Source organism: Frigoribacterium sp. R86507, assembly GCF_044597695.1.
Classification (GTDB): Bacteria; Actinomycetota; Actinomycetes; order Actinomycetales; family Microbacteriaceae; genus Frigoribacterium.
Map to the genome: position 1 here is coordinate 1,411,376 of NZ_CP139002.1, position 25,617 is coordinate 1,436,992.

General features: G+C 70.9%; 31 protein-coding genes, 2 tRNA genes, 1 pseudogene and 1 riboswitch. Of the genes and pseudogenes, 20 read left to right on the forward strand and 14 right to left on the reverse strand.

Annotated features, from left to right (window positions below; genetic code table 11):
- Window positions 1-186: 186 nt before the first annotated feature.
- Entirely contained in the window at window positions 187-891 is a 705-nt protein-coding gene (locus SJY14_RS06730) for a hypothetical protein (protein WP_396599525.1), read from the reverse strand.
- A 119-nt stretch (window positions 892-1,010) separates the two neighbouring features.
- A complete protein-coding gene (locus tag SJY14_RS06735; protein ID WP_071256682.1) occupies window positions 1,011-1,949 on the reverse strand; it encodes an alpha/beta fold hydrolase in 939 nt (312 codons plus the stop codon).
- Window positions 1,950-2,117: 168 nt separating this feature from the next.
- Here SJY14_RS06735 and SJY14_RS06740 point away from each other — a divergent pair, with 168 nt between their 5' ends.
- Window positions 2,118-2,786: an NUDIX domain-containing protein gene (locus SJY14_RS06740; RefSeq protein ID WP_071256680.1), complete on the forward strand. Its 669-nt coding sequence runs from the start codon at window positions 2,118-2,120 to the stop codon at window positions 2,784-2,786.
- A 24-nt stretch (window positions 2,787-2,810) separates the two neighbouring features.
- Here SJY14_RS06740 and SJY14_RS06745 read toward each other — a convergent pair whose 3' ends face one another.
- On the reverse strand, window positions 2,811-3,671 hold the full coding sequence (locus SJY14_RS06745) for an alpha/beta fold hydrolase (protein WP_396600143.1): 861 nt from the start codon (window positions 3,669-3,671) through the stop codon (window positions 2,811-2,813).
- An 82-nt stretch (window positions 3,672-3,753) separates the two neighbouring features.
- Here SJY14_RS06745 and SJY14_RS06750 point away from each other — a divergent pair.
- From SJY14_RS06750 to SJY14_RS06760, 3 genes and pseudogenes are all read left to right on the forward strand, one after another.
- Window positions 3,754-4,077, forward strand: a pseudogene (locus SJY14_RS06750) (ABATE domain-containing protein); the annotation flags it as partial.
- 15 nt (window positions 4,078-4,092) lie between these two features.
- Window positions 4,093-4,254, forward strand: a complete 162-nt coding sequence (locus SJY14_RS06755; protein WP_396600259.1) for a CGNR zinc finger domain-containing protein — start codon at window positions 4,093-4,095, stop codon at window positions 4,252-4,254.
- 85 nt (window positions 4,255-4,339) lie between these two features.
- Window positions 4,340-5,227: an NAD-dependent epimerase/dehydratase family protein gene (locus tag SJY14_RS06760; RefSeq protein WP_396600144.1), complete on the forward strand. Its 888-nt coding sequence runs from the start codon at window positions 4,340-4,342 to the stop codon at window positions 5,225-5,227.
- Window positions 5,228-5,287: 60 nt separating this feature from the next.
- On the opposite strand, the gene SJY14_RS06765 is transcribed toward SJY14_RS06760, so the two are convergent.
- The 3 genes from SJY14_RS06765 to SJY14_RS06775 are packed head-to-tail and all read right to left on the reverse strand — an operon-like array spanning window position 5,288 to window position 6,655.
- Window positions 5,288-5,683 (reverse strand): type II toxin-antitoxin system death-on-curing family toxin, encoded by a 396-nt coding sequence (locus SJY14_RS06765; protein ID WP_071256675.1) that lies wholly within the window; start codon window positions 5,681-5,683, stop codon window positions 5,288-5,290.
- Window positions 5,680-5,877, reverse strand: a complete 198-nt coding sequence (locus SJY14_RS06770; protein WP_071256674.1) for a ribbon-helix-helix protein, CopG family — start codon at window positions 5,875-5,877, stop codon at window positions 5,680-5,682. Before SJY14_RS06770 ends, SJY14_RS06765 begins: the two co-directional genes overlap by 4 nt.
- Before the next feature lie 46 nt (window positions 5,878-5,923).
- Window positions 5,924-6,655, reverse strand: coding sequence for an alpha/beta fold hydrolase (locus SJY14_RS06775; protein ID WP_071256858.1), 732 nt, complete (start codon window positions 6,653-6,655; stop codon window positions 5,924-5,926).
- 84 nt (window positions 6,656-6,739) lie between these two features.
- Between SJY14_RS06775 and SJY14_RS06780 the strand changes: the two genes are divergently transcribed.
- The 5 genes from SJY14_RS06780 to SJY14_RS06800 all read left to right on the forward strand — a co-directional run bounded on the left by SJY14_RS06780 (window position 6,740) and on the right by SJY14_RS06800 (window position 10,899).
- Window positions 6,740-7,180 (forward strand): hypothetical protein, encoded by a 441-nt coding sequence (locus tag SJY14_RS06780; RefSeq protein WP_071256673.1) that lies wholly within the window; start codon window positions 6,740-6,742, stop codon window positions 7,178-7,180.
- Between the two features lie 30 nt (window positions 7,181-7,210).
- Window positions 7,211-7,319, forward strand: a riboswitch (TPP riboswitch).
- Window positions 7,315-7,977: an ECF transporter S component gene (locus SJY14_RS06785; protein ID WP_071256672.1), complete on the forward strand. Its 663-nt coding sequence runs from the start codon at window positions 7,315-7,317 to the stop codon at window positions 7,975-7,977. Its footprint overlaps the riboswitch before it by 5 nt.
- Before the next feature lie 24 nt (window positions 7,978-8,001).
- Window positions 8,002-9,513, forward strand: coding sequence for an ABC transporter ATP-binding protein (locus tag SJY14_RS06790; RefSeq protein WP_177174824.1), 1,512 nt, complete (start codon window positions 8,002-8,004; stop codon window positions 9,511-9,513).
- A complete protein-coding gene (locus SJY14_RS06795; protein ID WP_071256668.1) occupies window positions 9,510-10,304 on the forward strand; it encodes an energy-coupling factor transporter transmembrane protein EcfT in 795 nt (264 codons plus the stop codon). The genes SJY14_RS06790 and SJY14_RS06795 overlap by 4 nt, the downstream gene beginning before the upstream one ends.
- Window positions 10,297-10,899 carry a hypothetical protein gene (locus SJY14_RS06800; RefSeq protein ID WP_255364286.1) on the forward strand — a complete coding sequence of 201 codons (603 nt, stop codon included), beginning with the start codon at window positions 10,297-10,299 and terminating at the stop codon, window positions 10,897-10,899. Before SJY14_RS06795 ends, SJY14_RS06800 begins: the two co-directional genes overlap by 8 nt.
- On the opposite strand, the gene SJY14_RS06805 is transcribed toward SJY14_RS06800, so the two are convergent.
- From SJY14_RS06805 to SJY14_RS06825, 5 genes are all read right to left on the reverse strand, one after another.
- The gene (locus SJY14_RS06805; RefSeq protein ID WP_071256854.1) at window positions 10,854-11,171 is read right to left on the reverse strand and encodes a metallopeptidase family protein; all 318 of its coding nucleotides are present in this window, start codon (window positions 11,169-11,171) and stop codon (window positions 10,854-10,856) included. The two genes, SJY14_RS06800 and SJY14_RS06805, sit on opposite strands and share 46 nt — an antisense overlap.
- A gap of 368 nt (window positions 11,172-11,539) precedes the next feature.
- Window positions 11,540-11,612, reverse strand: a tRNA-His gene (locus SJY14_RS06810).
- A 40-nt stretch (window positions 11,613-11,652) separates the two neighbouring features.
- A complete protein-coding gene (orn, locus tag SJY14_RS06815; RefSeq protein ID WP_043596986.1) occupies window positions 11,653-12,273 on the reverse strand; it encodes an oligoribonuclease in 621 nt (206 codons plus the stop codon).
- Between the two features lie 78 nt (window positions 12,274-12,351).
- Entirely contained in the window at window positions 12,352-13,611 is a 1,260-nt protein-coding gene (locus SJY14_RS06820) for an MFS transporter (RefSeq protein WP_071256666.1), read from the reverse strand.
- Window positions 13,608-14,069, reverse strand: coding sequence for a MarR family winged helix-turn-helix transcriptional regulator (locus tag SJY14_RS06825; protein WP_071256664.1), 462 nt, complete (start codon window positions 14,067-14,069; stop codon window positions 13,608-13,610). Before SJY14_RS06825 ends, SJY14_RS06820 begins: the two co-directional genes overlap by 4 nt.
- A gap of 95 nt (window positions 14,070-14,164) precedes the next feature.
- On the opposite strand from SJY14_RS06825, the gene SJY14_RS06830 reads away from it, so the two are divergent.
- The 5 genes from SJY14_RS06830 to SJY14_RS06850 all read left to right on the forward strand — a co-directional run bounded on the left by SJY14_RS06830 (window position 14,165) and on the right by SJY14_RS06850 (window position 18,567).
- Complete coding sequence (locus SJY14_RS06830) at window positions 14,165-14,449, forward strand: hypothetical protein (RefSeq protein ID WP_043597121.1); 285 nt, start codon at window positions 14,165-14,167, stop codon at window positions 14,447-14,449.
- An 84-nt stretch (window positions 14,450-14,533) separates the two neighbouring features.
- Window positions 14,534-14,794, forward strand: a complete 261-nt coding sequence (locus SJY14_RS06835) for a thioredoxin family protein (RefSeq protein WP_396600145.1) — start codon at window positions 14,534-14,536, stop codon at window positions 14,792-14,794.
- A 97-nt stretch (window positions 14,795-14,891) separates the two neighbouring features.
- Window positions 14,892-16,190, forward strand: coding sequence for a glycosyltransferase (locus SJY14_RS06840; RefSeq protein ID WP_396600146.1), 1,299 nt, complete (start codon window positions 14,892-14,894; stop codon window positions 16,188-16,190).
- Entirely contained in the window at window positions 16,187-18,316 is a 2,130-nt protein-coding gene (locus tag SJY14_RS06845; protein WP_396600147.1) for an ArnT family glycosyltransferase, read from the forward strand. Before SJY14_RS06840 ends, SJY14_RS06845 begins: the two co-directional genes overlap by 4 nt.
- A gap of 175 nt (window positions 18,317-18,491) precedes the next feature.
- A tRNA-Arg gene (locus SJY14_RS06850) sits at window positions 18,492-18,567 on the forward strand.
- Window positions 18,568-18,848: 281 nt separating this feature from the next.
- On the opposite strand, the gene SJY14_RS06855 is transcribed toward SJY14_RS06850, so the two are convergent.
- From SJY14_RS06855 to SJY14_RS06865, 3 genes are all read right to left on the reverse strand, one after another.
- Complete coding sequence (locus tag SJY14_RS06855) at window positions 18,849-19,715, reverse strand: hypothetical protein (protein WP_071256660.1); 867 nt, start codon at window positions 19,713-19,715, stop codon at window positions 18,849-18,851.
- A 101-nt stretch (window positions 19,716-19,816) separates the two neighbouring features.
- Window positions 19,817-20,113, reverse strand: a complete 297-nt coding sequence (locus SJY14_RS06860; protein WP_255364285.1) for a hypothetical protein — start codon at window positions 20,111-20,113, stop codon at window positions 19,817-19,819.
- Window positions 20,114-20,236: 123 nt separating this feature from the next.
- Window positions 20,237-21,256 carry an aldo/keto reductase gene (locus tag SJY14_RS06865; RefSeq protein WP_071256659.1) on the reverse strand — a complete coding sequence of 340 codons (1,020 nt, stop codon included), beginning with the start codon at window positions 21,254-21,256 and terminating at the stop codon, window positions 20,237-20,239.
- A 47-nt stretch (window positions 21,257-21,303) separates the two neighbouring features.
- On the opposite strand from SJY14_RS06865, the gene msrA reads away from it, so the two are divergent.
- The 6 genes from msrA (at window position 21,304) to SJY14_RS06895 (ending at window position 25,604) form a co-directional block, all read left to right on the forward strand.
- Window positions 21,304-21,831 carry a peptide-methionine (S)-S-oxide reductase MsrA gene (msrA, locus tag SJY14_RS06870; RefSeq protein WP_071256658.1) on the forward strand — a complete coding sequence of 176 codons (528 nt, stop codon included), beginning with the start codon at window positions 21,304-21,306 and terminating at the stop codon, window positions 21,829-21,831.
- Between the two features lie 56 nt (window positions 21,832-21,887).
- A complete protein-coding gene (locus tag SJY14_RS06875) occupies window positions 21,888-22,103 on the forward strand; it encodes a hypothetical protein (protein WP_071256657.1) in 216 nt (71 codons plus the stop codon).
- Between the two features lie 121 nt (window positions 22,104-22,224).
- Window positions 22,225-22,830, forward strand: a complete 606-nt coding sequence (locus SJY14_RS06880; RefSeq protein ID WP_071256656.1) for a single-stranded DNA-binding protein — start codon at window positions 22,225-22,227, stop codon at window positions 22,828-22,830.
- Between the two features lie 99 nt (window positions 22,831-22,929).
- The gene (locus SJY14_RS06885) at window positions 22,930-23,391 is read left to right on the forward strand and encodes a DUF6993 domain-containing protein (RefSeq protein ID WP_071256655.1); all 462 of its coding nucleotides are present in this window, start codon (window positions 22,930-22,932) and stop codon (window positions 23,389-23,391) included.
- A 37-nt stretch (window positions 23,392-23,428) separates the two neighbouring features.
- A complete protein-coding gene (ettA, locus tag SJY14_RS06890; protein WP_396600148.1) occupies window positions 23,429-25,114 on the forward strand; it encodes an energy-dependent translational throttle protein EttA in 1,686 nt (561 codons plus the stop codon).
- Between the two features lie 16 nt (window positions 25,115-25,130).
- Window positions 25,131-25,604, forward strand: a complete 474-nt coding sequence (locus SJY14_RS06895; RefSeq protein ID WP_071256653.1) for a thioesterase family protein — start codon at window positions 25,131-25,133, stop codon at window positions 25,602-25,604.
- Window positions 25,605-25,617: the final 13 nt, after the last annotated feature.

Sequence of the window (25,617 nt, forward strand, 5' to 3'; positions counted from 1 at the left end):
GGTTGGGCCAGGGCAGAGGAAACCCCCTCCCGCACGAAGGCGGAAGGGGGGCCACCGGGATGACCGGCCCTCGAGGAGCGAGGGCCGGTGCGTCGTCACGGAGACGACCCGGGTTCCGGGTCGCACCTCGCCGAGCGGGGCGCGACCCAGGGGCCGAGCCGGCGGGTAACCGGCCGGCAGGGGGAACTACTCCGTGGCGGCGGTGATCTTCGCGACGCCGACGAGCATCTCGTCCTGGACGGCGTCGGTCTTGAAGGTCTGGTTCAGCAGCGAGGCGGCGTCGGGGCTGATGTGGACGGTGGTGCCCTCGAGGACGGCGTTGGAGCCTTCCATCTGGATGGGCTTCAGGGTGCCGCCCCAGAGGTTGAAGAGGTAGGCGTCCTCGGCGGCGACGGCGCCGTTGGCGGTGACGGTGCCGTAGAGCTTGCTCTCGCCCGGGTCGATGCGGAAGTCGGTGAGTTCGACGACGGTGCCGTCGGCCGAGGTCAGCGACAGGCCCGAGCCGTCGTGGTCGATCTCGCCCTGGACGTAGGGGCGGACGTCGCTGTCGGGACCGTAGTAGTCGACGTTGCCGCCGGTGATCGGGAACGAGAACGTTCCGTCGGTGAAGGTCGCGGTGCCCACGACGCCGGGGGTCAGGCCGAGCGAGGTGATGGCGTCGACGAAGGACTGGTCGACGGCGACCTGGGTGTCGACACCGTTGCTGAGGTCGGCGATCGACGCGGCGGGCGTCGACGCGGCGCTGGGCTCGGCGGACGACGACGACGTCGAGGAGGTGTCCGTCGCGGTGCCCGAGTTGGACGAGCAGGCGGCGAGGGAGAAGATCAGGGCGCCGGAGGCGGCGATGCCGAAGGCGGCTTTCGTGATGCGCTTGCGAGTGAAGGCGTTCATGGTGAAGCTCCTTGTCTGTTGGTCCCGGTGGGGATGTACAGGGTTCGCCACCGTCCCCGAAAAGGATTGGAACGCATCGACTTCGTTACCCCGCCGTGACCTTCACCCCGTGTTCTGACTCACTCGGCGAGGAACGCGTCGGTCTCGTCGGCGATCCGTGTCGACTGCGTGTGGTGCAGGTAGTGGTCTCCGTCGAGCGCGACGACCTGGCCGCGGTCGACGCTCGCCGCCTGGTCCTCGTGCAGCTCGAGCCAGCCGCCGGCGTCGGGGTCGGCATCGTCCTGCGCGACGAAGAGAAGGACCGGAAGGTCCGCCGGGAACGTCCGTCCGCTGACGGACGCGAAGTTGCTCGCGGTGTGGTCCATCTCGTCGAGCAGGGTCGGAGCGGTCGAGTTCTTCGTCGTCAGGAGGCGCATCTGCTCTTTCGTGGCCTCGTCGTACGGCAGCCCCGCGTAGGTGTCGCCGGCGACCGCGGTCGCCACGCGGAGCAGACCGAGGTCGCGCAGGGCGACGAGCCCGTCGGTCGGCGTGGGTTCGTCCGTGCCGGGCTGGTCGGGGACGCTGCTGTCGATCCCGATGAACGCCGTGAGCTCGTTCGCGTAGAGCCGGCTGTACTCGAGGGCGTAGATGCCCGAGATCGAGTGCCCCATGAGCGCGTAGCGGTCGATGCCGAGCTGGCGCAGTGCTTCGTGCACCTCGCCTGCGATGTTCTCCGCCGTGCGGGGGGAGTCGGTCTGGTCGCTCAGCCCGGTGCCGAACGGCTCGACGGCGACGACACGGTGGGTGTCGTCGAGCTCGGAGATGAGCGGCTGGAAGTCGAGGCCGGGTGCCGCCGTGCCGAGGCCTGGCAGCAGGACGATCGTGTCCGCTCCGGACCCGCTGACGACGACGTTCATCTCTTTCCCGTCGACGGGTACCAGCTCGCCGTACGAGGTGATGGCGGCCAGCTCCGACTTCGTGGCGACGACGTTGACGATCGACGTGGTCGCCAACGTCAGGACGGGCAGGGCCACGAGGGCACCGACGGTCCACAGGGCCACCTTAAGGGATGTACGCACGAGGTCCTCTCTCCGGGCGTTCGAGTCGGGTCCGAACGCTCCTCCGGAAGCACACCAGAGGGCGACGGCCTCGAGAAGTGCCGAGGCGTCACGACATCCTGTGACGGATGTCATCACCGGCCGTTCCCGCCCTCGCGGGCCGTCGCTCTCCGTTATTTTCGAGGGGTGATGAACTCTCGTGGCTCTCGATCACCCGACGGTCGCGGACGGACGGGTCTCGACCTGACCGGCCGCGATCTGACCCGCAACCCCGACGTCGTGGTCCGTGACGTCGAGGTGACCTCGGACGGGTGGCACGTGCTCCGGCGCACCACCTTCGACGTGAAGGGTCGCGACGGGCGGTGGTCGACCCAGCAGCGCGAGACGTACGACCGCGGCAACGGGGCGACGATCCTCCTGCTCGACCCGAGGCGGGGCACGGTCCTCCTCACCCGGCAGTTCCGGTTCCCCGCCTACGTGAACGACCATCCCGACGGCATGCTGATCGAGAGCGCCGCGGGCCTGCTCGACGACGACGACCCCGAGACCGCGATCCGTCGCGAGGCGCAGGAGGAGACGGGCGTCGAGGTCGGCGACCTGATCCACGTCTTCGACGCCTACATGAGCCCGGGCTCGGTCACCGAGCGGGTGCACTTCTACGCCGCCTCGTACTCCGTGGCCGATCGGACCGGCGACGGCGGTGGTCTCGAGGACGAGGGGGAGGACATCGAGGTCCTCGAGCTGCCGTTCCGGGACGCTCTCGACATGATCACCGACGGGCGCATCGTCGACGGCAAGACGATCATGCTGCTCCAGTGGGCCGCCCTGAACCCGGGCCGACTCGCCCTCCCGTCCTGAGCGAGTGGCCGCGGGTGGTCCGTGTCACGTGTTCGGGAGCCACTCCCGGATCGTGGCCGCGACCCGATCGAGGTGCGACTCGAGCAGGAAGTGTCCACCGTCGACGAGCTCGACGCGAGCGTCGAGGGCGTCGCGGGTGAACGCACCCGCACCGGCGGCATCGAAGATCTCGTCGTTGCGGCCCCAGATCGCGAGGACCGGGACGCGGGAGGCGCGGAGCCAGGAGTGCACGGCGGGGTACAGAGCGCGGTTGGTGGCGTAGTCGCGGAAGAGCGCCAGTTGGACGTCGTCCTGTCCCGGTCGGGCGAGGAGCGCGAGGTCGTGTTCCCAGGCATCGGGGTCGACGGACGTGGGGTCCGGCACGCCGTGGGTGTACTGCCACTCGACCGCCTCGCGGCCCAGGGCGGGCCGGAGCGCGTCGCGCGTCTCGGACGTCCGTTCGGCGGCGTCGGCCCAGATCGGGTCCCAGAAACCCGGCACGAAGCCTTCTTCGTACGCGTTGCCGTTCTGCGAGACGACAGCGGTCACCGCATCGGGCTCGGCCAGCGCGAGGCGCCATCCGACGGGGGCGCCGTAGTCCTGCACGTAGATCGAGTACCGCGCGACGCCGATGGTCGACAGGAAACGACCGGTCACCCGCGCCAGGGCCTCGAAGGTGTACTCGAACTCGTCGACCGACGGGGCGGAGGAGCGGCCGAAACCGATGTCGTCGGGGGCGATGACGCGGTACCGGTCGGCCAGTGCGGGGATGAGGTGGCGGAACATGTGCGAACTCGTGGGGTAGCCGTGCAGGAGGACGAGAACGGGCGCGTCGGCGGGCCCGGCGTCGCGGTAGAAGACGTCGAGCCCGTCGACGGAGACGGTGCGGTGGTGGACGGTGACCATGTCTAACCCCTTTGGATTGTTTTAGTGGTTACCCCGACGGTAGCATGGGCGAGATGCGCCGGACGGTGCGAGAGAGCGGGGAGACGTGCTTCGTGACGAAGAGCTGCTGCTGGCCGTGCTGAACAGCGCACCGGTGGTCGACGGCGTCCCGACGGACGCCCTCGAGGGCGCGGCGGGGCGAGATCTGGTGCGGACCTGGGGTGGCATCGGTTCCTCGGGCGAGGTCGCCCAGCTCCGGCGCGTGCGGGAAGCCCTGCACGCCGTCGTCCGCGGTGGCGACGACGGGGCCGTCGCCGAGCTCGCCGACGTCATGGACCGGGCCGTGCAGGTCCCGCGGACGACCCGGGACGGCGTCGTCTGGGAACTCCGGGTGCCCGACGACGACCGACTCGCGGCCGGAGCCGTGTCGGCGTGGTCGAGCGTGACCTCGACGCTGCCCGGGCGCCTCCGTGCCTGCGCGAACGACGAGTGCAACCTGTTCCTGGTGGACCACAGCCGTCCCGGCACCGCGAAGTGGTGCTCCATGGCGACCTGCGGCAACCGGATGAAGGCGCGGGCCCACGCACGCCGCGCGAAGGACTGAGCGCGCCTCCTCGGGGCCGCGCGCGTAGCGTCGCCCGGGTGGATGCTCCGGCCCTCGGCGCATCCCTCGATCGAGGGAGCGCGTCATGAAGGTCGTCATCACGGGATCACGCGGCAAGGTCGGACGCGCCGCCGTCCGCCGGTTCGTCGAGGCCGGGCACGACGTCATCGGCGTCGACCTCGTCCGGCCCGTCTTCGACACGGGCGTCGACGAGCCCGGCCGGTACGTGATGGGTGACCTGACCGACGCGGGGACCGCCTTCTCGGTCGTCGCGGGGGCCGACGTCGTCGTCCACGTCGCGGCCATCCCTCAGCCCACCGCGAATCCGGCCCACGTCGTGTTCCACACCAACCTGATGTCCACGTTCAACCTGGTCGAGGCGGCCGTGAGGTTCGGCGTGCCCCGCTTCGTCAACGTGTCGAGCGAGAGCATCGTGGGCAACTTCTTCCCCGAACGGCCCTTCCTGCCCGACTACGTGCCGGTCGACGAGGAGCACCCCCTGCACCCGCAGGACCCCTACGCCCTCTCGAAGGCGTTTGGCGAGCAGCTCATGGACGCCGCCGTCCGCCGCTCCGACCTGCGGGCGATCTCGATCCGCCCGTGCACCGTGCACGACGAGACCAACTACGAGGCGAACCTCGGCCCGCAGGTGCGCGAGGCCGACCCCGACAGTGCGAACTTCGGCAGCTACATCGACGCCGACGACCTCGCCGACGCGCTCCTGCTGGCCGCCGAGTCCGACCTGCCGGGTCACAAGGTCTTCTACATCGCAGCAGCCGACAACGCCGGCGGCCACGACTTCGCCGCCACCCTCCGCGAGCACCACGGCGACCGCATCGAGCTGCGCGAGCTCGACCGGGTCGACGCGTCGGGCATCTCCACCGCCAAGGCCGGCCGCTTGCTCGGCTGGACGGCGAAGCGATCATGGCGAGACCACCTCGACGCCGACGGTCGCCCCCTACCCCGACGGTGACATGGAGAGTCGGGTCGCCGCGCGTCGGTCGAGTCGATGGTGCTCGGTGATGCGGCCGGTCTACAGCTTGCGACCGGAGCGTCGTGCAGCACTGTGTGCCGCGATGCAGTGGGCGATCGTCTCGACGTCGTCGAGACGCCCGTCCGCGATCTCGACGATGAAGTCGTAGGCGGCGTCTTCGGTCATCGTCAGACGACGTCCGTTGACACCGAGGAACGTGATGAGACCGGCGAGTCCCAATCTCTTGTTGCCGTCGACCAGGGCGTGGTTCGTCACGAGCGAGTGCACCAAGGCCGCCGCTTTGAGGTCGAGGGTCGGGTACGCATCCGCCCCCATCACCGAGGTGCGCGGCCTCACGATCGCCGACTCGAGCAGCCCGGCGTCGCGGACGAGCACGTCGGCGTCGATCGCCCGTCGAGCGACCCGCAACATCTCGTCGAGGGTGAGGTGGATCATTCGCCGAGTCGACGCAGGGCTTCGGCGTAACGCGGGAGCTCGGTGTCGAGGACGTCATCGATGAGATCGGCGCGGCTGTGGTTCTCGACGTATTCGCGAACGGCCTGTCGTGCGACGTCTTGCATCGATCTCGATTCACGCGCCGCACGTCGGCGGAGCGCGTCTGTTTCGTCGTCGTCGAGGCGAAGCGTCATGGGCATGACCTGATGGTATCAAGGGTGATACCAGGCGGGAACCGGGTCAGAGCAGCTCGGCCAGCAGGGCGAAGGTCCGGTCGGGTGCCTCGAGCTGCATGTCGTGGTGCACGCCCGGCAGACGGCGGATCTGCCAGCCGGCCTGCTGGTAGCCCGACACGAGCCGTTCGGGCAGGACGGCGGGGGAGTCGTCGGACAGCACGATGACCGAGGGCACCGCGGGCGCCGTCGTCGCGACCGGGTGGAAGGCCACGTCGCGGAACACGCCCGTCGCCATGCCCGAGTCGAATCGGGCACGGGCCTGATCCGAGGAGGCGCGGGTCGCGTCGTCGTACCCGGCGCGCAGTCGCGCACCCTTCCGCGCCTGGGCGAGTGCCGCGACGCCCATCGTCACGGTGGGCACGGCCCAGAACAACCGTCCGGCGAGGCCCGTCGTCGGCAGGGCCAGGGAGAACCCCGGGTCGAGGTAGACGGCCGTCCGAGGCTGCAGCCGTTCGACGGCGCGGACGAGCACCGAGCCGCCCAGCGAGTGCCCGACGACACCGTCGAGGCCCCGGGGCAGGGCCGAGGCGACGTCGTCCGCGAACTCCTCGAGCCGGTACGACGACGCCCGGTCGCTCTCGCCGTGACCCCGCAGGTCGAGGGTGGTGACCGTGTACGAACCGGTCGCGACGAACCGGTCGACGATCGGCTTCCAGGTCGCGCCGTCGGCGCCGAGCCCGTGGACGAGGGCGACGTGGCGGTCGCCGTCGCCGGTGGTCGTGACGTTCAGGTGCATGACGACCATCCTGCCTGTCACCATGGGGCGTACGCCGGCCCGACCGAGCCGACGCACGCACGCACGCACGAGAAGGGCACGATCATGGCCGACGCCGGGTTCAGCAAAGAAGAGAAGGCCGCCGTGAAGCAGCGCGCCGCCGAGCTGCGGGCCGAGGCGAAGCGCCAGAAACTCGCCGACAAGTCGGCCGCCGAGGCGCAGGATGCCGCGGACGCCATCGCGGCCATGACCGACGTCGAGCGGCCGATCGCACAGATGGTGCACGAGGTCGTCGCCGAGCACGCCCCGAACCTCGCCCCCAAGACCTGGTACGGCTTCCCCGCCTACGCGAAGGAGGACGGCAAGGCCGTCGTCTTCTTCCAGCCGGGCGCGAAGTTCGGCACGCGCTATTCGACGCTCGGCTTCCAGGACGGCGCCCAGCTCGACGACGGCACCCTCTGGCCCACCTCGTACGCGGTGACCGCCGACGACGACGCGACCCGCGCCTCCGTCGCCGCCCTCGTCCGGAAGGCCGCCGGGCTCTGACACCGGCCGGGGTCGGCGCTATGATCGACCCCACAACACACGGGAGTCCGGTGAGCCGGGCTGAGAGGAAGCGAACCACGCTTCGACCGTCGAACCTGATCTGGGTCATGCCAGCGCAGGGAGGAGAAGAACCGATGTCCACGTCCACGCCCGAAAACCGTTCCACGGCGGCTCGCGACAGCTCGACCGGCTTCACGCCGAAGGCCCGCACCACCCCCACCCGGCGCTGGCGAGTCGTCGACATCGTGGTCGCCAGCGTCATCGGCGTCGCCGCCGGCGTCGTCTTCTGGGCCTGGGGCCTGGCCTACACGCCCATCGACAGCGTCCTGAGCTTCTCGGGCGGCTTCGAGGGCATCCTCAACGGCGGCTGGCTCTTCGCCGGCGTGCTCGGCGGCATCGTGATCCGCAAGCCCGGCGCCGCCGTCTACACCGAGGTCGTCGCGGCGGTCGTCTCGATGCTGATCGGCACCCAGTGGGGCTTCTCGGTGCTCATCTGGGGCATCGTCCAGGGCCTGGGCGCCGAGATCGTGCTCGCGATCTTCCTCTACAAGTCGTGGCGGATCGGCACGGTGCTGCTCGCCGGTGCCGTCGCCGGCCTCGCCGTCGGCCTGATGGACACGAGCTTCGCCTCGGCAGCCGCCTACGCCGCCGGGTCGAAGACGATCTACGTCGTGACCTCGGTCGTCTCGGGCACGGTCCTCGCCGGCCTGCTCTCGTGGCTCGCCGCCCGCGGCCTCGCCCGGACGGGCGCGCTGTCGCGGTTCGCCTCGGGACGCTCGGCGGACGCCCGGGTCTAGGCGCGCCTCGTCGTGGTCCTTCCCGTGAGCGGAGCGAGCGCCGGACGGCGGACACCGGAGGACGGTGCCCGCGTCACCGCCCGTGGCTGGGGGTGGCGGCACGCCGGTCGACGACTGCCCGCCGTCTCGCAGCTCGACCTCGACGTCGCCCCCGGTGAGCGCGTCCTGCTGCTCGGTGCGTCCGGCGCGGGCAAGTCGACGTTGCTCGCCGGTCTCGCCGGGGTGCTGGGCGGCGACGACGAGGGCGACGAGGCGGGCGACCTGCTGGTGGACGGCCGGCCCCCTGCCGAGCAGCGCGGCCGGGTCGGCCTCGTCCTGCAGGACCCGGACTCGCAGGTCGTCCTCGCGCGGGTGGGCGACGACGTCGCGTTCGGCTGCGAGAACCTGGGCGTGCCCCGCGACGAGATCTGGCGCCGCGTCGGCCACGCCCTCGACGCCGTCGGGCTCGACCTGCCGCTGTCCGCGTCGACCTCCGAGCTGAGCGGCGGCCAGAAGCAGCGGCTCGCGCTCGCCGGGGTGCTCGCCATGCAGCCGGGCCTGCTGCTCCTCGACGAGCCGACGGCCAACCTCGACCCCGAGGGCGTCGTCGAGGTGCGCGACGCCGTGGCCCGTGTCGTCGCCGACACCCGGGCGACGCTCGTCGTCGTCGAGCACCGGGTGTCGGTCTGGCTGCCCGTCGTCGACCGCGTCGTCGTGCTCGACGCCGGTGGGGGAGTCCTGGCCGACGGTCGACCCGACGACGTGCTGCGCGCCGAACGCGACCGCCTCGTCGACGCGGGGGTGTGGGTTCCCGGCGCCGCGCCTCCTGCGCCCGTCCGGTCGCGCACGACCGGTGACCTGCTGCTCACGGCGAGGGGACTCGACGTGGGGCACAAGGGGCCCAAGGGCCGCGCGGTCGCCGTCGGCATCGACCTCTCCGTCACCGAGGGGCGTGCGCTCGCGGTGACCGGCACGAACGGCTCGGGCAAGTCGACGCTCGCCCTCACCGTCGCGGGGCTGCTCGTGCCCGTCGCGGGCCACCTCGAGGCCACGCCGTCGTTCGCCGACGGTGCCGGCCCGTCTCCGATCCGCTGGAAGCCCCGGCAGTTGCTCACCCGCGTCGGCACGGTCTTCCAGGACCCGGAACACCAGTTCCTGACGGCGACCGTCCGCCGCGAGCTGGCGGTGGGTCCGGAGGCGCTGGGCGCGTCCCCGAGAGAGGTCGCGTCGCGCGTCGACCACCTCCTCGACCGGCTGCGGCTCGACCACCTCGCCGGCGCGAACCCGTTCACGCTCTCGGGCGGCGAGAAACGCCGCCTCTCGGTCGCGACCGTGCTCGCCTCACGCCCGTCGCTGCTCGTGCTCGACGAACCGACCTTCGGGCAGGACGCCCGCACCTGGCGAGAGCTCGTGGCCCTGCTCGCGGAGCTGCTCGACGAGGGCCGGGCGGTCGTCGCCGTGACCCACGACGCCGAGTTCGCGTCGACCCTCGCCGACGACGTGCTCGACCTGAGCGCACACGCTCGCCGCACCGACCCCGTCGTGGTGCGCCGATGAGCGTCCTCACCCCGGTTGTGGCGACCGGCGTGGTCGGGCGCGTGAACCCGGTCGCCAAGCTCCTCGCCGCCGTCGTGCTCGCGATCGCCCTGCTGCTCTCGATCGACTGGGTCTCGGCCGGCACCGCGCTGCTGCTCGAGGCCCTGCTGCTGCCTTTCGCCGGGTTGTCCGCCCGGCAGCTGCTCGCCCGCACGGCACCGCTCTGGATCGCCGCCCCGACGTCGGTCGTCGCCATCTCCCTCTACGGCCGCGACGGCGGGGCGTCGGTGGTCGAGTGGGGGTTTCTGTCGGTGACCGAGGGGTCGCTGGCCCTCGCCGGGGCGATCGGCCTGCGCATCCTCGCCGTCGGGGTGCCCGGCATCGTGCTGTTCGCGACGACCGACCCGACCGACCTCGCCGACGGTCTCGGTCAGGTGCTGCGACTGCCGGCACGCTTCGTGTTGGGGGGCCTCGCCGGGTTGCGTCTGGTCGGGCTGTTCATGGACGACTGGCGGCAGCTCGCCCTGGCCCGTCGCGCCCGGGGCGTCGCGGACTCGGGCGGGCCGATCGGGGCGCTGAAGCGGTTCGGACAGCAAGCGTTCTCGCTGCTCGTGCTGTCGGTCCGACGCGGCAGCAAGCTCGCCACCGCCATGGAGGCCAAGGGCTTCGGCGGCGACACACCGCGTACCTGGGCGCGTCCGTCGTCTTTCGGGCTGCGGGACGGCGTGCTCGTCGCCCTCGGCGTCGTCATCGCCGCCACGTCGGTGACCGCGGCCGTCCTGGCCGGCACGTGGGAGTTCGTCCTTGCCTGAGCGGGTCGCCGTCGACGACGCCGTCGGGGCCCTGCTGCGCCGAGCCGAGGAGGCGCGGGTCGGGTCGCGTCGCGTGGTCATGGTCATCGACGGCCGCTCGGGCTCGGGCAAGACCACGCTCGGCCGTGCGGTGGCCGCCGCGTGGCCCGCCGACCGGCTCGGACCCGTGCGCCTGGTGCACCTCGACGACGTCTACCCGGGGTGGCACGGCCTCGAGGCGGCGTCCCGCGTGGTCGAGACGTCGATCTTGTCGCCGGTCGCCCCGGGATGGCGGCGGTGGGACTGGGAGCACGCCCGCGCGGCGGCGTGGGAGGTGCTCGACCCGGCCGTCTCGCTGATCGTCGAAGGGGCCGGGGCGTTGACCCGCGCCTCCTCGTCGCTCGCCGACGTCCGGGTGTGGCTGGAGCTCGACGCCGTGGCCCGGCGTGCCCGCGCCTTGGCCCGCGACGGTGCGACGTACGAACCGTGGTGGGACGTGTGGGCCGAACAGGAGGACGCCCATCTGGCGGCGGAGGACCCGGCCTCGGTGGCGGACGTGGTGGTGGAGGGTCAGGCCCAGCCGAGTTCGTGCAGTTGGTCGTCGTCGATGCCGTAGAAGTGGGCGATCTCGTGGACGAGCGTGACGTGGATCTCGTCGGCGAGCTGCTCGAGGTCGTCGACGGCCGCGAGGTGCGGTTCACGGTAGAGGATGATGCGGTCGGGTAGCTCGCCGAAGCCGTACTGGCCGCGTTCGGTGAGGGCGACGCCGTCGTAGAGTCCGAGCAGGTCGAGCGTGCCGTCTTCGGGGCGGTCTTCCGTGACGAAGACGATGTTGTCGAGCCCGTCGACCATGTCGTCGGGCAGCAGATCGAGTTGGTCGACGACCATCGCGTCGAACGCCTCCGCGCTCACCTCCGACGGATCGATGCCCGCTGCCTGCCGTTCGTCGTCCACGTCTCCACCCTCCCACGCCGACGCCCCGGCCCCCTGAGTCGACGAGCGAAGCGACGCCTCACCCCGCAATGTCGCGACCGTGACGAGCGAAGCAATGTCGTGACCGTGACGAGCGAAGCGACGTCTCGACCGTGACGAGCGCAGCGACGTCTCGACGTTGACGAGCGCAGCGACGTCTTGACGGTGACGAGCGCAGCGACGTCTTGACCCTCGACGTCGTGGATGCGCTTGCGCATCCACGACCAGAAGGCGCCAGAGCCCGAAAAATCCCCTGCCCATCGGAGGGCAGGGGATTGCATTCGGGTGAGTAACGGGGCTTGAACCCGCGGCCTCCTAGACCACAACCAGGCGCTCTACCAGCTGAGCTATACCCACCATGCGCGACTGCCGAGGCGATCGCAACGAGAAGACTCTACTACAGCCTGGGGGCCCATTCGTCCACGACGGCCTTCGAGATCGCCTGGACGTCGTCGGTGGTGGGGCCGGGGTCGGCGACGAAGCCGGCGCGACGGTAGTACTCGAGTTCGCGAATGGATTCGAGGATGTCGGCGAGGGCGCGGTGGCCGCCGTGTTTCTGGGGGGCGTTGAAGTACACGCGGGGGAACCAGCGGCGGGCCAACTCTTTGATGGACGAGACGTCGACGCTGCGGTAGTGCAGGTGGCCGTCGACGCGGGGCATGTACTTCGCGAGGAAGGCCCGGTCGGTGCCGATGGTGTTGCCGGCGAGGGGGGCGTGCTGCTCGGTGGGGACGTACTTGAGGATGTACTCCAGCACCTCGAACTCGGCCTCGGCGAGGCTGACGCCGTTCGGGATCTCGTCGATGAGGCCCGACGAGCGGTGCATCTCGGTGACGAACTCGCCCATGTTGTCGAGGGCGGACTGGTCGGGTTTGATGACGATCGTGAAGCCCGGGTGCACGGGCGTCAGGTCGAAGTCCGTGACGACCACGGCCACCTCGACCAGTTCGTCGACCGAGAGGTCGAGCCCGGTCATCTCGCAGTCGATCCAGACCAGTCGGTCGTTGCTCGTAGCCATTCCGCGAGTCTAGTCCGGTGCCCTTCCGGCACCGCGCCTCCTGCCCCGGGCCCGTGCAGGAGGCGCGGTTCGGGTCGGTCAGATCGCCTCGCCGGCTCCGATGGCCTCCGCTTCGACCCGAGCAGGCTCGGGGCCGTCGTCGACCCGGCGCAGGGCCCCGCGCGCGGCCACCACCACCACGAAGGCGACGGCGACGCTCGAGGCCGCGAACACGTAGGCGGCGCTCGGGGCGATGGTGTCGGCGAGCAGGGTCGCGACGGGCGGGGCGACGGCGCCGCCGAGGAAGCGCACGCCCGAATACGCGCTGGACGCGACCGACCGGGGCAGGTCGGTGGCCTCCATGACGGACTCGGTCAGCACCGTGTTGAGCACGCCGAGCACGAGGCCGCCGACGACGACGCAGACCACGAGGGCGGCCGGCGTCGCGACGACGATCGCGGCGGCGACGAGGTCGAGCGCGAGCAGTGGAAGGGCGATGCGCAGGACGGTCGTCCGGCGCAGGCGTGCGGTCAGCAGCGGGGCGACCCAGACCGAGGTGATGGCGAGGCCGACGCCCCAGCCGAAGAACGTGAACCCGATGCCGAGTGCTCCGAAGCCGAGCGGGTACGGCGTGTAGGCGAGCAGGACGAAGAAGCCGATGTTGTAGAAGAGCGCGGTCGCGGCGAGGGCGCCGAGCGCCGGGTTGCCCAAGGCGCGGAACGGTGCCGAGAGCGCCGTCGGCGTGGGTTTCTCCGTCGCGCCGCCCTTGAGGAACAGCACGATCGCGATGAAGGCGATCGCCATCAGCGTGGTGACGCCGAAGAACGGGCCGCGCCAGCTGACCGAGCCGAGCAGGCCGCCGATCAGCGGACCGATGGCGATGCCGAGGCCGAGCGCCGCCTCGTAGAGGATGATCGCCGATGCCGTGCCGCCGGACGCCGCGCCCACGATGGTCGCGAGGGCGGTCGAGATGAACAGAGCGTTGCCGAGCCCCCACCCGGCGCGGAATCCGATGATCGACCAGACGTCGCCGCTGGTGGCGGCGAGCAGGGCGAAGACGACGATCAGTCCGAGCCCGATCAACAGGGTGCGCTTGGCGCCGAGTCGGCTCGACACCCAGCTGGTGAAGAACATCGCGACGCCCGTGACGGCGAGGTAGCTGGTGAAGAGCAGCTCGGTCTGCGTGGGGCTGGCCTTCAGGGACTCCGCGATGGCGGGGAGGATCGGGTCGACGAGGCCGATGCCCATGAAGGCGACGACGCAGGCGAAGGCGATGGCCCACACGGCCGTCGGCTGCTTCAGGATGCTCGGCTTCGGGGCGTGAGCACTGCCGGCCGAGGCGGGGGCAGGCGCGCTCACGCGAACACCGCCTCGGTGTCGGTGCGTTCGTCGGCACGGGTGCCGACCCGCGAGGCCAGCAGGCGGGTCGCGTGCTCGAGCACGGCCCATTCGTCGTCGTCGAGGTCGGCGAACAGGCCGCCGAGCGAGTCGGCGAGTTGCCCCCGCCATTCGGTGAGGGCCGCCGTGCCCTTGTCGGTGATGGCAATCAACCAGGCCCGGGAGTCGTCGGTGTCGGCGATGCGCCTGACCAGCTCGTCGTCGGCGAGCCCCCGCACGAGCTTGGTCATGGTCGGCTGCGAGACGCGGCTGGCCCGGGCCAGGTCGCCGACGCGCAGCTCGCCGTCCGTCGTCAGGATCGAGAGCGTCCGCCAGACGGCGGGCGAGGTGGTGCGGCCGGTCTCCTGCGCGGCGATGCGCGTCAGGCGATGGGTCGACGTCAGGAGGGATTCCAGGATGTCTGTCGGCTGGGAGGTCATCGGCCAAGTGTATAGCCAAGCTATATAGCTTGGCTATCCTTGTCGGGTGAGCGAAGCTGGGCGCCGACTCCGCGCCTCCTGGTAGACCTGTGGGCATGACAGACAGCAAGCCCACCGTGGCCGAGGGTTCCGAGTACGTCGTCTTCTTCGACGGCGGTCCGAGCGACGGCTCCACCGACACCCGCATCAGCACCGACGGTTCGTACGACGAGCAGATCACCGACTTCGTGTTGATCGACGGCATGGAGACCGGCATCGTCTACACCGCCACCGAGGCGAAGATGGTCGGCGAGCAGCTGCAGGTGCACTACTCGCTCGACGCGAAGGACAGCGACCCCGTCGACGACCCGGAAGACCGCAACGACGACCGCGACAACTGACGTCGGCGGCTCCGGCCGCGACGACGCACGAGACCGCAGGAGGCGCGGGGGAAGTTTCCCCCGCGCCTCCTCGTTGTCCTCGGCATGATGCTGGAGCTGTACACGTCCGCCTTCTGCGGTCCCTGCCACGCGGCCAGGGCGGTCGTGGCCGAGGCGAGCGGGCTCGTGCCCTCCCTCGTCGTCGACGAGGCCGACGTCGCCGCCCGGCCGGAGGCTGCCGAGAGGCGCGACGTCCGCAGCACGCCGACCATCGTGATCACGCGGGACGACGGCGAGGTCGTCTTCCGCTCGCCGGGAGTGCCGACGCTGGACCACCTGCTCGGGGCCCTCTCCCTCGCGATCTGATCACCGCGCACCCGTCATGGAAGGCTCATAGGGTCTCTGCGGCGTCGCCATCGACCGGTGCAAGGCCGCTGATGGGGTGGCGATCGATCGTGGTCCCATGCCCGATACCGACATCCTGCGTCTCGACATCGTGGTGCCCGTCTTCGACGAGGCCACCACCCTCGAGGCCAGCATCACGAGCCTCCATCACCATCTGACCCGCCACGTCACCGAGACCTGGCGCATCACCGTGGCCGACAACGCCAGCACCGACGGCACGCCGGCCCTCGCCGACGACCTCGCCCGACGCCTGCGGGGCGTGACCGTCGTCCACCTCGCCGAGAAGGGCCGAGGTCGTGCCCTCAAGCAGGTCTGGGCGGCCTCGCCCGCCGACGTGCTGGTGTACCTCGACGAGGACCTCTCCACCGACCTCTCGGCGCTCGGTCCACTCGTGGCGCCGTTGCTCTCCGGCCACTCCGACCTCGCGATCGGCACCCGGCTGAGCCGGTCGTCGCGGGTCGTGCGGGGCGGCAAGCGGGAGTTCGTCTCGCGCAGCTACAACTTCTTGCTGCGTCGGACGATGGGGGTGGGGTTCAGCGACGCCCAGTGCGGCTTCAAGGCGATCCGGCGCGAGGCTGCCGAGCGACTGTTGCCCCTCGTCGAGGACACCGGGTGGTTCTTCGACACCGAGCTGCTGATCCTCGCCGAACGCTCGGGCCTGCGCATCCACGAGGTCCCGGTCGACTGGGTCGACGACCCCGACAGCTCGGTCGACATCGTCTCCACGGCCGCCGCCGACCTCAGGGGGATGCTGCGGGTGGGCACGGGCATCGCCCGGGGCGCGATCCCGGTCCAGGCGGTGTACGACGCGATCGGGAGGCGTCCGTTCGAGCCGCCCGCGCCTCCCACGTTCTTCTCGCAGGTCGTGCGGTTCGGTGTCGTCGGGGTCGCCTCGACCGCCGCGTACGCGCTGCTCTACCTCGTCGCGCAGCAGGTGATGCCGGCCCAAGCGGCGAACTTTGTGTCGTTGCTCGTGACGGCCGTGTTCAACACGGCCGCCAACCGGCGGTTCACGTTCGGGGTGAGGGGAGCGTCTGGCGTGGCGCGACACCAGCTGCAAGGGCTGATGGTCTTCGTGCTCGCCTGGGTGCTGACCTCGGGGTCGCTCGTCGTGCTGCACGCCGCGGCACCCGCGGCAGGAGCCCAGGCCGAGCTGCTCGTGTTGACGGCCGCGAACCTCGTCGCCACCGTGCTGCGCTTCGTGCTGTTGCGCGTCTGGGTGTTCCGGTCGCAGGCGACGCACGTCACGCCGGGACCGGCCGACGAGCGGGTCGGTGCCACCGACCCCGTGTCCGACCTCACCACCCGCGTCGACGCCGTGGCCGGCGACGACGACGTCACGGCGGTCCGTCGATGAGCGCCGGGACGACGCCGGTGCCGCTGACCGATCGACGCTCGCCGTCCGGGTCGGCCGGCCAGCGCCTCCGTTCGCTCGCTCACCGTCTGGTGCGCGGGCGCGAGGACGCGGCACGGTGGGAGCGACCGGCGTTCCTCGCGCTGCTGGTCGCCACGGGGGCGTTCTACCTGGTGAACCTGTCGGCGAACGGCTGGGCGAACTCGTTCTACTCGGCCGCGGTGCAGGCCGGTTCGCAGAACTGGGAGGCGTTCCTCTACGGCTCGTCCGACGCCGCGAACTCGATCACGGTCGACAAGCCGCCCGCGAGCCTGTGGGTCATGGCCCTGTCGGTCCGGGTGTTCGGGCTGTCGTCGTTCAGCATCCTGCTGCCCGAGGCCCTGATGGGCGTCGCGACCGTCGGACTCGTCTGGGCCACGGTGCGGCGCCACTTCTCGGCCGTCGCCGCGTTCGTCGCCGGCGGAGCCCTGGCGCTGACCCCCGTCGCCGTGTTGATGTTCCGCTTCAACAACCCCGACGCACTGCTCGTGCTGCTGCTGACCCTCGCCACGTACCTGACCCTGCGCGGCGTCGAGACGGGCCGCGTCCGCTGGGTCGTCTGGGCCGGCGTGGCGATCGGCTTCGGCTTCCTGACCAAGCAACTCCAGGCGTTCGTCATCCTGCCCGTGCTGGCCGGGGTGTACCTCGTCGCGGCGCCCGTCCTGCTGCGCAAGCGGGTGCTGCACCTGCTGGCCGCGCTCGGTGCGGTCGTGGTGTCGGCCGGCTGGTGGGTCGCCCTCGTCGAGCTGGTGCCCGCGAGCATGCGGCCGTACGTCGGTGGCTCGCAGACGAACTCGTTCCTCGAGTTGACCTTCGGCTACAACGGCCTCGGACGGCTCACGGGCGACGAGACGGGCAGCGTGACGGGCGGGGGCGGCGGCACCGGCGCGGCCACCACGGGCATGTGGGGTGAGACCGGCATCACCCGGCTCTTCACGGGCGAGTTCGGTGGCCAGATCACCTGGCTGCTGCCGGCCGCACTGGTCCTGGGAGTCTCGGCCCTCGTGCTGTTCGGCTGGCGGCACCGCACCTCGGCCCGTCGAGCCACACTGCTGCTGTTCGGCGGCTGGACGGTGCTCACGGCGCTGGTCTTCAGTTTCATGTCGGGGATCTTCCACGCGTACTACACAGTGGCCCTCGCGCCGGCGATCGCGGTGACCCTCGGGGTCGCGGCCGACGTGCTGTGGCGGCGACGGGCCCGGCTGTGGGTGCGGATCGTGCTGGCGGCGTCGGCTCTGCTCACGGGCGTCTGGGCCTGGGTGCTGCTCGGACGGGCGGAGGCCTGGCACCCCTGGCTCCGGTACGTCGTCGTCGCGCTCGCCGTGGTGGGCGCCGTGCTCGTGCTGCTGCCGCGACGGGGTCGGGCGCTCACGGCGGCGACGCTCGCCGTGCTGGTCGCGGGCGGTTTGCTGGCTCCGGCGGCCTACTCGGTCGAGACCGTGTCGACGGCCCACACCGGCTCGATCGTCACGGCCGGGCCGACCGTGTCGGGTGGCACGGGCGGGTTCGGCGGTGGTGGCGCCGGTCGGTTCGGTGGTGGTGGCGGGGCCGCCGGTGGCGGGCCCGGTGGTACGGCTGGCGGCACGCCCCCGCAGCTGCCGGGCGGCACCGGCGGGGGAGCGGGCACCGCGTTCGGTCCCGGCGCCGGCACCGGCGCCGGCGCGGGAACCGCAGGAGGCGCGGGTACGGCCACGCGCGGATTCCCCGGTGGCGGGGGCGGAGCCGGCTCGTTGCTCGGCTCGGGCTCGGTCAGTGACGAGCTCGCCGCCGTGGTCGGCGCGGACGCGGACCGGTACACCTGGGTCGCCGCAGCCGTCGGGTCGAACACCGCGGCGGGCTACCAGCTCGCGACCGGCGACCCGGTCATGGCGGTCGGCGGGTTCAACGGCAGCGACCCGTCACCGACCCTGGAGCAGTTCGAGCAGTACGTCACCGACGGGCAGATCCACTGGTTCGTCGGAGGGACCGTCGGGCAGTCGAACGGCGGCAGCTCGTCCTCGAGCGAGATCGCGGCGTGGGTCGAGGCGAACTTCAGCCCGACCGAGGTCGACGGGGTCACGCTGTACGACCTGACCAGCCCGCTGGGCTGACCGGCCGGACGACGCGACCGGTCCGCCCGGCCGCCCCGCGCCTCGGGACGCGCGAGTCACTGCATTTCGTGCACCGCACCGCGACTCCTCGGGGTGTGGTGCACGAAACGCGGTGCGGAGCCTGGCTGGACCGCTACCGGGACGGAGGAGCGGGCACGGTATCGTGGACGGGTCCGCCCCCGTAGCTCAGCGGATAGAGCAGGAGCCTTCTAATCTCTTGGTCGCAGGTTCGATTCCTGCCGGGGGCACCACTCCACAGATGATCTACGCGGTGCTTCTCATCTCTTGGTCGCAGGTTCGATTCCTGCCGGGGGCACCACGCCACCGATGATCTACGCGGTGCTTCTCATCTCTTGGTCGCAGGTTCGATTCCTGCCGGGGGCACCACGCCACCGATGATCCACGCGGTGCTTCTCATCTCTTGGTCGCAGGTTCACTGTGGTGATGACGCTGGCTGCCGGGGGCACCAAGCCTCACCCCCCACGACGACGCGCCCCCGACCGAGGTCGGGGGCGCGTCGTCGTCCACGGGATCAGTCGTCCGCGCGTTCGGGTGCCGTGCGGCGGCGGACCTGGCTCGCACTGACCGGCTGTTCGTAGCGCTCGTCGTCCATCGGGTCGTCGCGGGTGTCGTCGTGGGACGCCTCACCCGACGTGACGGCCGGTGCCTCGGGCGCGGAAACCGGCGAGGGGCCCGCCAGCGGGGCGGGAGCCGTGGGTGCCCGGTAGGCCTCGTCGCCACCCCGGACCGGGGCATCGTCGAGGGCCGCGGGGCGGAGCGCTGCCGAGGGTGCGGCACCCGAGGGCGCGGAGGCATCGGTGCGTCGCTTCTCGGTCGCCGACGCGGCGCGCTGCTCGGCCTCCCAGGCCTTCTGCTTCGCGGCCGTGTCGCGGTCGACGTCGGCCTCTTCGTACTTCCAGCGGGCGAGATCGTCGCGGAAGAGCTTCTTGGCTCGCCCGGGACGTTTCTGCCACTCGACGAGACGGTCGCGGAGTTCACCCAGCGTCTGCTCGGACTGGAAGCTGAAGGACGCCGAGTTGCGCTTGATCTCGGCCAGTTCGTGAGCGGCCCAGTCGGCGGCGAGGGTGCTGCCGGTCGCGGGCAGCAACCGCAGGCGGACGTCGGCCTCGTGGCCGAGGTGATCGGCGTAGGCACGCTCCTCGACCCCGAGCGAGCTGTAGACGGCACCCTTGCGGGCCGCCGAGACGAGGGCCGCGACGGCCGCCGCCTTCGCCTCGTCCTCGTGCAACGACACGACGCGTCGCGTGCTCGCGCGGCCGATGAGAGCTGCGACGACGCCGGCCACGACGATGGCGACGAAGGGGATCACCGCATCGGTGACGACGCGCCACCCGTTGTCGGAAGAGAGCCATTCGACCAAACCGTTCCACCACTGCATGGGGCGAACACTACAGCCGAGGTCGAAGGTTGCACGGCTGCGACATGCTGGCGAGCCCGCCGTCGGTAAGGCCGTCACGGCCCCCGGTGGCGTCGTCGGGATCAGGCGAACCGGAAGCAGTCGGTGGCGTCGTCGCGACTCCAGAACTCGCCGATCTCGACGAACCGACGCTGACGGGGCAGGAACCGTTTGGCGCGGTACCGATCACCCTGCGGGTCGTCGAAGCGCTCGACGTAGCCCACGATCTCGCCACCGGGTCGGGTCACCCGGGCGAGGTCGTCGTGCACCTGGACGAGCTGCAGGCCGCCCCGGGTCGAGCGCAGGGCGGGGAGGGGAACGCCTGCGTGAGCGTGCTGGGCAGGCGGGACGATCGCGTGGTCGAGGGTGCTGCTGGTCATGAGGTGCTCCTGAGGTCATCCGGCCGATGCTGTCGAGAACACCCCTGACGCTAGGGGCGACCACCGACATCGACGTCGGACGCCTGGGAGGGCGCGGTGCCCGTCCGGCACCGCGCCGTCCGGTCAGCGGCCGGTGCCGTCGACCGCCAGCGGCTCGATCGCCGCGAGCTCGTCCTCGGTCAGCTCGGCACCGTGGAGCGCGTCCAGGCTGTCGTCCAGCTGGGCCACCGACGAGGCGCCGATGAGGGCGCTGGTCACGGCGGGTTGGCGCAGCACCCAGGTGAGCGAGAGCTGCGCGAGCGACTGGCCCCGCGCCTCCGCGATCTCGTTCAGGCCGCGGACGCGCGAGAGGTAGGTCTCGTCGAAGGCGTCCTCGGAGAACCAGCGGCCCTCGGCCGCGCGCGAGCCCGCGGGAGCGCTGCCCGAGAGGTAGCGGTTCGTCAGGAGGCCCCCGGCCAGCGGCGAGAACACGATCGAGCCGACGCCGCGGGACAGCAAGGTGTCGAACAGCCCTCGCTCGGGCCGGCGGTCGAACATGTTGTACCGCGGCTGGTGGATCAGCAACGGCACGCCCTCGGCCGCCAGGGCGTCGATCGCGGCCTCGGTCTGCGCCGGGTCGTAGTTCGAGATGCCGGCGTAGAGCGCCTTGCCCTGCCGGACGGCCGTCGCGAGCGCCCCCATCGTCTCGTCGATCGGGGTCTCGGGGTCGGGACGGTGCGAGTAGAAGATGTCGACGTGGTCCATGCCGAGCCGCCCGAGGCTGGCCTCGAGCGAGTTCAGCAGGTACTTGCGCGACCCCCCGTCGCCGTACGGCCCGGGGGTCATGTCGTAACCCGCCTTGGACGACACCACGATCTCGTCACGGTAGGGGCGCAGGTTCGCCGCGGCGATGCGGCCGAACTGCTCTTCCGCCGAGCCGTAGGGCGGGCCGTAGTTGTTCGCCAGGTCGAAGTGGGTGACCCCGCGGTCGAACGCGCGGAGCACGATGTCGCGCTGGGTCTCGAGTCCGCGGTCCGAACCGAAGTTGTTCCAGAAGCCCAGCGAGATGCGGGGCAGCTTGAGCCCGCTGCGGCCCGTTCGGACGTAGTCGAGTCGTGAGTACCGTGCGTCGTCGGCGACGTAGGGCGTGAAGGGTGATCTCATGCGGTCAGCCTAGGGCGGGGCCTCGACTCGGGAGTAGGTTCACGGGCATGACGACATTCGTTCTCGCCGGCGGTTGCTTCTGGTGCCTCGACGCGGTCTACCGCACCCTCGACGGCGTCACCGAGGTGGTCTCGGGCTACACCGGCGGAGACACCGTGCAGCCGAGCTACGACGACGTGTGCACCGGCCGGACGGGGCACGCCGAGGCCGTCGCGGTCACCTTCGACCCCGAGAAGCTCCCCGCCGACGTCGTCCTCGACGTCTTCTTCACCCTGCACGACCCGCGTCAGCTGAACCGGCAGGGCGCGGACGTCGGCACCCAGTACCGCTCGGCGATGTTCTTCGCCGACGACGAGCAGGAGGCGCTCTTCCGGGCGGCCCGCGATCGCGCCTCCGAGGCCTGGGACGGCGGTGTCGTCACGACGATCGAGCCGCTGCCCACCTGGTACGACGCCGAGGAGCACCACCAGGACTTCTTCGCCAAGAACCCCGGCCAGGGCTACTGCACGGCCGTCGCTCTGCCGAAGGTCACCAAGATCCGCAAGTCGTACGCGAAGTACGTGCTCGCCTCGTAGACGGGCCGCGCCGACCGGCGCGACCGACCGAGAGAAGAGGAAAGGGGCGCTCGACGATGAGTGACCAGAACACCTTGCACCGACAGACCTGGGTGGCCGTGGGCCCGGCAGGCGCGGTCGGCACCATCCTGCGGACCGACGACGGCTTCGCCGTGCGACTGTCCGCGAAGGGGCAGGACGGCGGCGTCTATCCGACCCTGGCCGTGGCCAAGAGCGCCCTGTTCGCGGCGTTGGGGCCGGGCGCCGACTACCCCGAGTTCCACGAACACTGAGGCTCGGTAGTCGCCGGACGACCTGCAGTCGCGTCGTCCCCCGAGCGGCCCCCGCAGTCTTTCTCCACAAGGAGGCGCGGGTGCCGTCCCGGGGGCGTCCCGCCTTCGCGAGACTCCCGTCATGACAGACACCATCACCCTCACAGGGATCATCGCGACCGACCCCCGGGCCCTCGTCACGCAGTCCGGCCTCTCCATCACGAGCTTCCGGCTCGCCTCGTCGCAACGGCGCTACGACCGCGTCAAGGGCGAGTGGGTGGACGGCGAGACGAACTGGTACACCGTCACGGCCTTCCGCCAGCTCGCCGACAACGTCCTGGCCAGCCTCCGCAAGGGGCAGCGGGTCGTCGTCACCGGGCGGGTGCGCATCCGCTCGTGGGAGTCCGGCGAACGCAGCGGCATGACGGTCGAGATCGACGCCGACGCGATCGGTCACGACCTCGTCTGGGGCAGGTCGACCTTCGAACGGCGGGTCGCGTCCGCCCCGGCCGCCGGGCCGGTGGCGCCGTCGGCCGCGGGTGGTGACGATGCGGACGCGACCCCCGACCAGAGCGGGGCGGCACCCGAGACGGAGGGCGACGGTGGGGCCGGTCAAGGTGGCCCCTCGGACGCTTCCGCGTCGGATGCGTCCGCGTCGGCCCCCGACCGGGTGGCGGTCCCTGACGACGGCGCGGACTGGGGTGCTCCACAGTCCGTCGGCGCCGACGAGGTGTTGGCCCCGTTCTGACCACCCGGGCACCCCCGTGTTCCCGGCCCGCGGGTCGGCACGCCGTAGACTCGACACGGCTGGCCGACCCGCGGCCGCCACCCGCGACGAAGGGCACCCGTGACCGGTTCGAGACCCCCACGCGGCCCGGCGCTCGCCGCGATCCTGCTGGCCGTGGTGGTCCCCCTCGTGGGCTGCACCTCGTCACCCGAGCCGGCGCCGACGACGCCGCCCACGGCGATCTCGACGGGCGCTCCGGCGTTCTCGTCCGAGTCGACGACGGCCGAGGCGCTGGCCCACTTCGACGAGGTGAACGCCGCGACCGTCGCGGCGAACGCCCGCCCGGGCGGGCGTGCGGTCGTCGACGCGCTGGTGGCCGCGGGCTTCGACAAGTCGACGATGCAGGTCACCGCCGACACGACCTCGATCGGCCGTGACGCCGACAGCGTGCAGTTCTCGGTGCTCTGGGGTCAGGACTGCTTGATCGGGCAGGTCTCGGGCGCCGGCTACACGAGCCAGACGGCGCCGGTGCTCGGCACGGGCGCCTGCCTCGTGGGGTCGACCCGAGCCATCGACTGGTGACGTCGGGGGCGGGGCCCCGCCCGATAGACTCGCTGCCATGGCCGAATACATTTACTCGATGGTGCGCGCCCGCAAGGCGGTCGGCGACAAGCTGATCCTCGACGACGTCACCATGTCGTTCATCCCGGGGGCGAAGATCGGTGTCGTGGGGCCGAACGGCGCCGGCAAGTCGACGATCCTCAAGATCATGGCGGGCCTCGACACCCCCAGCAACGGCGAGGCGAAGCTCAGCCCCGGCTACTCGGTCGGCATCCTCATGCAAGAGCCCGAACTCGACGAGACGAAGACCGTCCTCGAGAACGTCCAAGAGGGCGTGGGGCCGATCAAGCAGAAGCTCGACCGCTTCAACGAGGTCTCGGCCGCCATGGCCGAGCCCGACGCCGACTTCGACGCGCTGCTCGCCGAGATGGGCACCCTGCAAGAAGAGATCGACGCCGCCGACGCGTGGGACCTCGACTCCCAGCTCGAGCAGGCCATGTCGGCTCTGCGCACGCCTCCGGGCGATGCCGAGGTCGCGAACCTCTCCGGTGGTGAGAAGCGCCGCGTCGCGCTGTGCAAGCTGCTGCTGCAGAAGCCCGACCTCCTGCTCCTCGACGAGCCCACCAACCACCTCGACGCCGAGAGCGTGCTCTGGCTCGAGCAGCACCTCAGCAAGTACCCCGGCGCCGTGCTCGCCGTGACCCACGACCGGTACTTCCTCGACCACGTCGCCGAGTGGATCGCCGAGGTCGACCGCGGCCGCCTCTACCCCTACGAGGGCAACTACTCGACCTACCTCGAGAAGAAGGGCGAGCGCCTCCAGGTCCAGGGCAAGAAGGACGCCAAGCTCGCCAAGCGCCTCGCCTCCGAGCTCGAGTGGGTCCGCAGCAACGCCAAGGGCCGCCAGGCCAAGTCGAAGGCACGTCTGGCGCGCTACGAAGAGATGGCGAACGAGGCCGAGCGCACGCGCACCTTGGACTTCGAAGAGATCGTGATCCCCGTGGGCCCCCGCCTCGGCTCGCAGGTCATCGACGCCAAGAAGCTGCACAAGGCGTTCGGTGAGCGGGTGCTCATCGACGACCTGTCGTTCACCCTGCCCCGCAACGGCATCGTCGGTGTGATCGGCCCGAACGGCGTCGGCAAGACGACGCTCTTCAAGACCGTCGTCGGTCTCGAGCCGCTCGACGGCGGCGAGCTGAAGGTCGGCGAGACGGTCGACATCTCGTACGTCGACCAGAGCCGTGGCGGCATCGACCCGAACAAGAACCTGTGGGAGGTCGTGTCCGAGGGGCACGACTACATCCAGGTCGGCAAGACCGAGATCCCGTCGCGCGCCTACGTGTCGCAGTTCGGATTCAAGGGCCCCGACCAGCAGAAGAAGGCGGGCGTGCTGTCCGGTGGTGAGCGCAACCGTCTCAACCTGGCGCTGACCCTCAAGCAGGGCGGCAACCTGCTGCTGCTCGACGAGCCCACCAACGACCTCGACGTCGAGACCCTGGGCAGCCTCGAGAACGCGCTGCTCGAGTTCCCCGGCTGTGCCGTGGTCATCACACACGACCGGTGGTTCCTCGACCGCATCGCGACGCACATCCTCTCGTGGGAGGGCCTGAACGACGACGGCACCCCCAACTGGTACTGGTTCGAGGGCAACTTCGAGGCGTACGAAGAGAACAAGATCGAGCGCCTCGGTGCCGACGCGGCGAAGCCGAGTTCGGCCACGTACCGCAAGCTCACGCGCGACTGACCGGCACCGCACCGTCATGACCCGCCTGCACGTGCCGACCCGAGTCCGCTGGAGCGATCTCGACGGGTACCGACACGTGAACAACGCGTCGATGCTGCGCCTCCTCGAGGAGGCGCGCATCGACGCGTTCTGGTCGGCAGACGGGGCGATCGACGAGCGGTCGTCGGCCGCCGTCCTCGACGGCAGTCCGAACGCCATCACGATGACGCTCATCGCCCGGCAAGAGCTCGAGTACCTGATCCCCATCCCGTACCTGCGGGCCCCGCTCGACGTGCAGATCTGGGTCGGTCGTCTCGGCGGAGCGAGCCTCGAGGTCTGCTACGAGGTCTGGTCGCCCGAGGGCGTCGAACCCCGGCAGCTGTTCACCAAGGCCGCCACCACGATCGTGCTCGTCGACTCGGCGAGCAACCAGCCACGTCGCATCTCCGATCTCGAGCGCGACGCCTGGTCGCCGTTCGTCGAAGAACCCCTGGTCTTCCGCCGGCGCTGACCCGGCACGCGCC